The organism is Pseudarthrobacter sp. NamB4, from assembly GCF_005796185.1.
Classification (GTDB): Bacteria; Actinomycetota; Actinomycetes; order Actinomycetales; family Micrococcaceae; genus Arthrobacter.
Window position 1 is genome coordinate 1 of the sequence record NZ_VAHM01000039.1, and the last position, 1089, is coordinate 1089.

Here is a 1089-nt window from a genome sequence, read left to right on the forward strand (position 1 = left end):
TTGACGGTCCTGCCGCGGCATACCAATGGCATGACGTTCACGGTGTCCGACGCTGACGGCAACGTCCTGCACACGGCCACGTTCTTTTCGGTGGGTGGCGGGTTCATTGTCCGGGAGGGCGGGGAGGACGCCGCGCAGCAGGAGCTCGATGAGTCGAAGAAGGAACTGCCGCTGCCGTTCCGGACTGCCGCCGAACTGCTGGAGCACTGCCGGGAGACCGGGCTGGGGATCAGCGATGTGATGCGGGTCAATGAGGAGGACAGCCGCACCCCGGAGGAGATCCGGGCGGGGCTGCTGCACATCTGGTCGGTGATGGAGGACTGTGTCCAGACGTCTTTGAAGCGTGAGGGTGTGTTGCCGGGCGGGCTGAAGGTCCGCCGTCGTGCCCCTGACTGGTATGAGCGGCTGAAGAAGGAAAGCTCACGGCCGGATGCGGACAGCCAGGACGGTGACGGCCAGGACTTCTATGACCAGAAGTATTGGCAGGAGTGGGTTAATTTGATCGCCCTGGCGGTGAATGAGGAGAACGCCTCGGGCGGCCGGGTGGTCACGGCCCCGACGAACGGGGCTGCCGGGATCATCCCGGCGGTGTTGTTCTATGCGCTGCATTTCGCGCCGGGGATGGAGAACGCGTCGCAGGAGGACCGTGATGATGTGGTGGTGCGCTTCCTGCTGGCCGCCGGCGCGGTCGGGGTGCTCTATAAGGAGCAGGCGTCCATTTCGGGGGCTGAGGTGGGCTGCCAGGGTGAGGTCGGGTCGGCGTCGTCGATGGCCGCTGCGGGCCTGGCGGAGGTGATGGGCGGGTCTCCGGCGCAGGTGGAGAACGCGGCGGAGATTGCGATGGAGCACAATCTGGGCCTGACGTGTGATCCGATCGGCGGGCTGGTCCAGGTGCCGTGCATTGAGCGGAACGCGATCGCTGCGGCGAAGGCGATCAACGCCGCGAAGATGGCGCTCTGGGGCGACGGTTCCCACCGGGTCTCGCTCGATGAGGTCATCGTGACCATGCGCGAGACCGGCAAGGACATGAGCTCCAAATACAAGGAAACGGCCATGGGCGGCCTCGCCGTCAACGTCGTCGAATGCTGA

1 protein-coding gene is annotated in these 1089 nt (G+C 65.6%); it reads left to right on the forward strand.

The window, feature by feature from the left end; genetic code table 11:
• The coding region (locus FDW81_RS17930; protein ID WP_138135553.1) for an L-serine ammonia-lyase at nucleotides 1–1089 on the forward strand (1089 nt) is incomplete at its 5' end.